This window comes from Sphingomonas bacterium (assembly GCF_903643065.1).
Classification (GTDB): Bacteria; Pseudomonadota; Alphaproteobacteria; order Sphingomonadales; family Sphingomonadaceae; genus Sphingomonas.
Genome location: NZ_CAHJWX010000174.1, coordinates 1 through 5,359, shown reverse-complemented (window position 1 = coordinate 5,359; position 5,359 = coordinate 1). Strand labels below are relative to the sequence as shown.

The 5,359-nt window shown below is 68.1% G+C and carries 8 protein-coding genes; 3 read left to right on the top strand and 5 right to left on the bottom strand.

Annotated elements, in window-relative coordinates; genetic code table 11:
- The 4 genes from HUU95_RS07530 to petA all read right to left on the bottom strand — a co-directional run.
- Positions 1 to 182, bottom strand: a 182-nt coding sequence (locus tag HUU95_RS07530) for a hypothetical protein (RefSeq protein WP_174279553.1), incomplete at its 3' end; no start/stop codon positions are given.
- Positions 183 to 345: 163 nt separating this feature from the next.
- The gene (locus tag HUU95_RS07525; protein ID WP_174279552.1) at positions 346 to 1,209 is read right to left on the bottom strand and encodes a cytochrome c1; all 864 of its coding nucleotides are present in this window, start codon (positions 1,207 to 1,209) and stop codon (positions 346 to 348) included.
- Positions 1,210 to 1,242: 33 nt separating this feature from the next.
- Positions 1,243 to 2,529, bottom strand: coding sequence for a cytochrome b (locus HUU95_RS07520; RefSeq protein ID WP_174279551.1), 1,287 nt, complete (start codon positions 2,527 to 2,529; stop codon positions 1,243 to 1,245).
- A 13-nt stretch (positions 2,530 to 2,542) separates the two neighbouring features.
- Entirely contained in the window at positions 2,543 to 3,127 is a 585-nt protein-coding gene (petA, locus tag HUU95_RS07515; protein WP_174279550.1) for a ubiquinol-cytochrome c reductase iron-sulfur subunit, read from the bottom strand.
- 140 nt (positions 3,128 to 3,267) lie between these two features.
- Between petA and HUU95_RS07510 the strand changes: the two genes are divergently transcribed.
- From HUU95_RS07510 to HUU95_RS07500, 3 genes are read left to right on the top strand one after another with little or no spacing between them, the layout of a single operon-like run.
- Positions 3,268 to 3,714 (top strand): tRNA (cytidine(34)-2'-O)-methyltransferase, encoded by a 447-nt coding sequence (locus HUU95_RS07510; RefSeq protein ID WP_174279549.1) that lies wholly within the window; start codon positions 3,268 to 3,270, stop codon positions 3,712 to 3,714.
- A 10-nt stretch (positions 3,715 to 3,724) separates the two neighbouring features.
- Positions 3,725 to 4,567: an oxygen-dependent coproporphyrinogen oxidase gene (hemF, locus tag HUU95_RS07505; protein ID WP_174279548.1), complete on the top strand. Its 843-nt coding sequence runs from the start codon at positions 3,725 to 3,727 to the stop codon at positions 4,565 to 4,567.
- Positions 4,558 to 5,151 carry a GNAT family N-acetyltransferase gene (locus HUU95_RS07500; protein ID WP_174279547.1) on the top strand — a complete coding sequence of 198 codons (594 nt, stop codon included), beginning with the start codon at positions 4,558 to 4,560 and terminating at the stop codon, positions 5,149 to 5,151. The genes hemF and HUU95_RS07500 overlap by 10 nt, the downstream gene beginning before the upstream one ends.
- Here HUU95_RS07500 and HUU95_RS07495 read toward each other — a convergent pair.
- On the bottom strand, positions 5,130 to 5,359 hold a 230-nt coding region (locus HUU95_RS07495; protein ID WP_174279546.1), incomplete at its 5' end, for a hypothetical protein. The two genes, HUU95_RS07500 and HUU95_RS07495, sit on opposite strands and share 22 nt — an antisense overlap.

The following is a 5,359-nucleotide window of genomic DNA, read 5'->3' as shown; positions in this document are numbered from 1 at the left end:
GGTGATGGCGGGCTCGCGTCACCGGGCAGCGCGTCGCTCGACGGATAATGAAGCACGTGGGCGGCGGGAGCTGCGGGAGCGAGCGCGGCGGCCACGGCCTGCGCGCGCTGTTCATCGGCAAGGATCACCAGCACGTCCACGTCCGCCAGCATCGTGGCCACGCGCGCGGCCACGGCGCCCACCGGTGCTTGCTCCCCCATCGTCAACCCGTCTCTCCCGTATGAAGCGGATCAACGAGGTGGGTGTGGGGGTGTTCCGTGGAGGAGCAGAGGCAGAAGGCAGAAGGTGATCTCGGATGCGGTCGCTCAACTCGACCCCTATTGCCTATTGCCTACCGCCTCACCCTCAATGCTTCACGTCACGCCAAACGTTCTGATACGCACCCCACGCCAGGAAGCAGAAGATCAACGCAAAGGCGACCGCGCCGAAGCCCGCGGCATGGCGCGTCTCCAGCTTGGGCTCGGCGGTCCAGGTCAGGAAGGCGGCGATGTCCTTCGCGTTCTGGTCGACCGTCGACTTGGTGCCGTCCGCATATTGCACCTGCCCATCCTGCTTGAGCGGCGGCGGCATCGCGATGTTGAGGTTGGAAAAATACTTGTTGAAATAACGGCCCTTGGGCGTGGTCGCGTCGGGGAACTTGGCAAGCAGCGCCTTGGGTTGCGAGCCGTAGCCGTGACCAACCAGCGAATAGATGTAGTTGGCGCCGTCCTCACGCGCCTTGACCATGTCGGACAGGTCGGGTGGGATCGCGCCACCGTTGGCGGCGCGCGCGGCGGTGTCGTTGGCGAAGATCAGCGGGAAGTGATCCGACGGCATGCCCTTGCGCGTCGACGCCTCGCCCGTGTCCTCGTTGACCGACGGGATCGTGTCCCACGTCGCCGCCAGCGTCTTCACCTGGCCGGTGCTATAGCCCAGTTGCGCCAGGTCGCGGAACGCGACGAGGCGGATCGAGTGGCAGGCGGAGCAGACCTCCCTGTACACCTGATACCCGCGCTGCAGCTGACGCTTGTCGAACGTGCCGAACGAACCCTCCGACGACAGCCCGGCCTCCAGTAGCCGGCCACCATTGGCCTTGTTCATCGCGCGCACCAGCTCAGGCGCGGTCTCCGCCGGCGGGTTGGCGATCCAGTCACTGACCGTGCTGATCAAGCCGATCAGCACCGCGGCGACGAAGCCCAGCCCCACCAAGCCGCCGATCCAACGAACCATCTCTCTCAATACCCCTAGATTGTCAAAGATGGCTCAGGCGAGCGCGGTCTGGTTGGGCGCGGTGCCGCCATGCTTGGCCAGCACCGCCTGCGTGATCGAATGCGGCAGTGGCCGGGGCCGCTCCAGGCTCGACAGGATCGGCAAGATGATGAGGAAGTGCGTGAAATAATAGGCCGCGGCCAGCTGCCCCACCGTGATCGCCAGCGGCGACGGTTCGCCACCGCCGACCCAGCCGAGCAGCAGCACATCGGCGACCAGCATCCAGAACGCGATCCGCGCCTTGGGCCGGAAGTTCATCGAGCGGATCGGCGATGGATCGAGCCAAGGCAGGAAGAACAGCAGCAGGATGGAGCCGAACATCGCCATCACGCCCCACAGCTTCGCCGGGATCCACAGGAAGTTGACGGTGAACGACTTCAGGATCGCGTAGAAGGGCCAGAAATACCATTCCGGCACGATGTGCGCGGGCGTCGAGAGCCGGTTCGCCGGAATGTAATTGTCCGGATGGCCGAGGTAATTGGGCGCGAAGAACAGCAGCGACGCGAAGATCACGAAGAACACGCCAAGCCCGACGCCGTCCTTGGCGGTGTAGTAGGGATGGAACGGGACGGTATCCTGCTCCTCCTTCACGTCGATGCCGGTCGGGTTGTTCGAGCCCGGGATGTGCAGCGCCCAGATGTGGAGGATGATCACGCCCGCGGTCACGAACGGCAGCAGATAATGGAGCGAGAAGAAGCGATTGAGCGCGGCATTGTCCGGCGCGTAGCCGCCGAGCAGCCAGACGCGGATCGACTCGCCCACGATCGGGATCGCCGAGAAGAAGCCGGTGATGACCTGCGCCCCCCAGAAGCTCATCTGACCCCAGGGCAGCACGTAACCCATGAAGGCGGTGGCCATCATCAGCAGGAAGATGGTGACGCCCAGCAGCCACACCATCTCGCGCGGCGCCTTGTACGAGCCGTAATACAGGCCGCGAAAGATGTGGATGTACACCACGCCCAGGAACATCGATGCGCCATTGGCGTGCGCGTAGCGCAGGAACCAGCCCGCATTGACGTCCCGCATGATCCCCTCGACCGAGTCGAACGCGACCGCGCCGTTGGCGGCGTAATGCATCGCGAGCACGATACCCGTGATGATCTGAATGCCCAACGCCGCGCCCGCGAGCACGCCGAAGTTCCAGAAATAGTTGAGGTTGCGCGGCACCGGATAGCCGGCGCCGATCGCGCTGTAGACGAGCCGCGGGACAGGCAGTTTCTCGTCCAGCCACCGCATCAGCGGCTGCTTCGGCTCGTAATGCTTGGCCCAGGGAAAGCTCATGGCGTGTCTCTGCTCAACCGATCGTGACGGCGGTGTCGGAGGTGAAATTGTAGGGCGGCACTTCCAGGTTCTTGGGTGCCGGCCCTTTGCGGATGCGCGCGGCCGTATCGTATTGCGAGCCGTGGCAGGGGCAGAAATAGCCGCCGAACTCACCCCGGTTCTCGCCCTCGGCGGCACCCAGCGGGATACAGCCCAGATGCGTGCACACGCCCATCGTGATCAGCCACTGCGTCTTGCCCGGCTTGGTTCGCGCTTCCAGCGTCTGCGGATCGCGCAGCGAGCCGATGTCGACCGCGTTGGCGGTGGCGATCTCCGCCGGGGTCAGGTGCCGCACGAACAGCGGCTGCTTGCGGAACGAGGCCTTGATCGCTTGGCCCGCCGCGATCTTGCTGAGGTCCAGCTCGGTGGTCGAGTCCGCCAGCACGTCGGCCGACGGCGCCATCTGATTTATCAGCGGCAGCACGATCGCGACCGCGCCGGCACCCGCGAAAGTGACGGCGGCGATCTGAAGGTAATCGCGCCGGCGCGGGTCGGCCACTTCCTCGGTCAGCAGCGCCGGGTCCGCGCCGGGTGGTAGCTGATCGCTGAGCGTGGCCATTATCGTCCTCAAATCGCGTCGGTGAGCGGGCACTCGCCCGAACCCCGAGGATGTCGGGTGTGACCCTGCCTTTAGCCACCCGCCCGACGCTTTGCCAACTCCCTTTCGCCACATGGATCAACGTCCTACCGGCGCCCCTCATGCGCCTTGCCCTTCACCAGCCCGACATCGCCGGCAATGTCGGCGCGATCATGCGGTTGGCGGCCTGCCTGGGCGTGGGCGTCGACCTGATCGAGCCGATGGGGTTCGCCTGGGGCGATCGCGCAATGCGCCGCGCGGGGATGGATTACCTCGCGCAAGCCGAGGTCGTGCGGCACGCGGACTGGATGGCGTTCGCGGCGCAGGTGTCGGGCCGGATCGTGCTGCTTTCCACCGCCGGCGCCACGTCGTTGCCGACGGCCCGCTTCCGCGCCGACGACGTGTTGCTGCTCGGTGCGGAGAGCGCGGGCGTACCGGCGGAAGTGCACGCGCGCGCCGACCTGCGCGTGTGCGTGCCGATGCGGCCCGGCGCGCGCTCGCTCAACGTCGCGCTCACGGCGGCGATCGCGCTGGGCGAGGCCTTGCGGCAGACCGACGGCTGGCCCTAACGCCCGACCGATGCTTCCGCTCGACGATCAGCAGACCGCCGCCCGCGCCCAGTTCGAGGATCTGCGCGACCGCATCTGCGCGGCCTTCGAGGCGATCGAGGCGGAGGCCGGGTCGGAAGCGCGCTTCGCCTACCTGCCCTGGGACCGCGTCGATCCGTCGGGCGAGCCGGGTGGCGGCGGCGTTCGCGGGGTGATGGCAGGGCTGGTGTTCGAAAAGGTCGGCGTCAACGTCTCTACCGTCGGCGGCACCTTCGAGGGCGAGTTCGCGCGCACGATCAAGGGCGCGGGCGACGATCCGCGTTTTTTCGCCACCGGCATCAGCCTGGTCGCGCATATGAGCAATCCGCACGTGCCCGCCGTGCACCTGAACCTGCGCTTCCTGCGCACCACCACCCAATGGTTCGGCGGCGGCGCGGACCTGAACCCGCCGATTCCGCGCGCCGCCGACACCGCCGATTTCCACGCGGCGATGAAGGCGGCGTGCGACCGGCACGACCCGGCCTGGTATCCCCGGTTCACCCAGACGGCGGAGCATTATTTCTTCATCCCGCATCGTGGCGTGCATCGCGGCGTCGGCGGCATCTTCTACGACCATCTGGAGCTGCCGGTCGCGGACGGGCTGGCGCTGGCCGCCGATGTCGGCGCGGCGTTCCTGGCCGCCTATCCGGCGATCGTGCGGGCCAGGGCGGACGAGCCGTTCACCGCCGCCGACCTCCTGACCCGCGACCGCTGGCGGGGGCGCTATGCCGAGTTCAACCTCGTCCATGATCGCGGCACGCTGTTCGGTCTCCGGACCGGGGGCAATATCGACGCGATCCTGATGAGCCTGCCGCCGGTCGCGCGATGGGATTGATCGCCGTCGCGCCGGGGCAGTTGGCGACGATCGTCACGACGCTGGAGATGCGCGCGCGGCCGCTGCCGCGGCCGATCCCGCCGGCGCCGCTGCGGCTGGAGCGCTGGTCCGCGCCCGAGCCGGCCAGATACCGGGCGCTGTTTCGGCGGGTGGGGACACGCTGGCTGTGGTTCTCGCGGCTGACCCTGGCCGAGGCCGAGCTGGCGCGGATCATCGGCGATCCGGCGGTGGAGGTGTACGCGGCAGTGGATCGGCGGGGCATCGAGGTCGGCATGCTGGAGCTGGACCGGCGCGTGGGCGGCGCGTGCGAGTTCGGCTATTTCGCGCTGGTGCCCGAACTGGCCGGGCAGGGACTGGGGCGCTGGCTGATGGCGGAGGCGCTGGCGCGCGCCTGGGCACCCGGGGTCGAGCGGGTGTGGGTGCATACGTGCACGCTCGATCACCCGTCCGCGCTCAACTTCTACCGCGCGCAGGGCTTCACGGCGGTGGCGCGGACGATCGAGACGTTCGACGATCCGCGCGCGTTGGGGATGCTGCCCGAGGACGCGGCGCCGCAGGTGCCTTATCTGGCGAGCCGCCGATAGGTCACGACGCCGAGCAGCGCGGAGCCGAGCGCCGAGGCCGCCGAGACGATCGCCGCGCCCGCGTCGACGATCGTCACCGCGACCGGGTTCACGCCGCCGTCGTTGGCGCGCAGCCAAGCATCCAGAAGCAGCAGCGGCTGGCCGACGACGATCCCGAAGCCCAGCGCGGCGGCGGCCAGCAGCGCGAGCGGCAGGCCGGCGCCCCGCG

Excerpts from the sequence above, each read along its gene's own strand:
- petA (WP_174279550.1), bottom strand. The coding sequence starts at position 3,127 with ATGGCCACGCTCAGCGATCAGCTACCACCCGGCGCGGACCCGGCGCTG.
- HUU95_RS07520 (WP_174279551.1), bottom strand. The coding sequence starts at position 2,529 with ATGAGCTTTCCCTGGGCCAAGCATTACGAGCCGAAGCAGCCGCTGATG.
- hemF (WP_174279548.1), top strand. The coding sequence starts at position 3,725 with ATGCTTCCGCTCGACGATCAGCAGACCGCCGCCCGCGCCCAGTTCGAG.
- HUU95_RS07510 (WP_174279549.1), top strand. The coding sequence starts at position 3,268 with ATGCGCCTTGCCCTTCACCAGCCCGACATCGCCGGCAATGTCGGCGCG.
- HUU95_RS07500 (WP_174279547.1), top strand. The coding sequence starts at position 4,558 with ATGGGATTGATCGCCGTCGCGCCGGGGCAGTTGGCGACGATCGTCACG.
- HUU95_RS07525 (WP_174279552.1), bottom strand. The coding sequence starts at position 1,209 with ATGGTTCGTTGGATCGGCGGCTTGGTGGGGCTGGGCTTCGTCGCCGCG.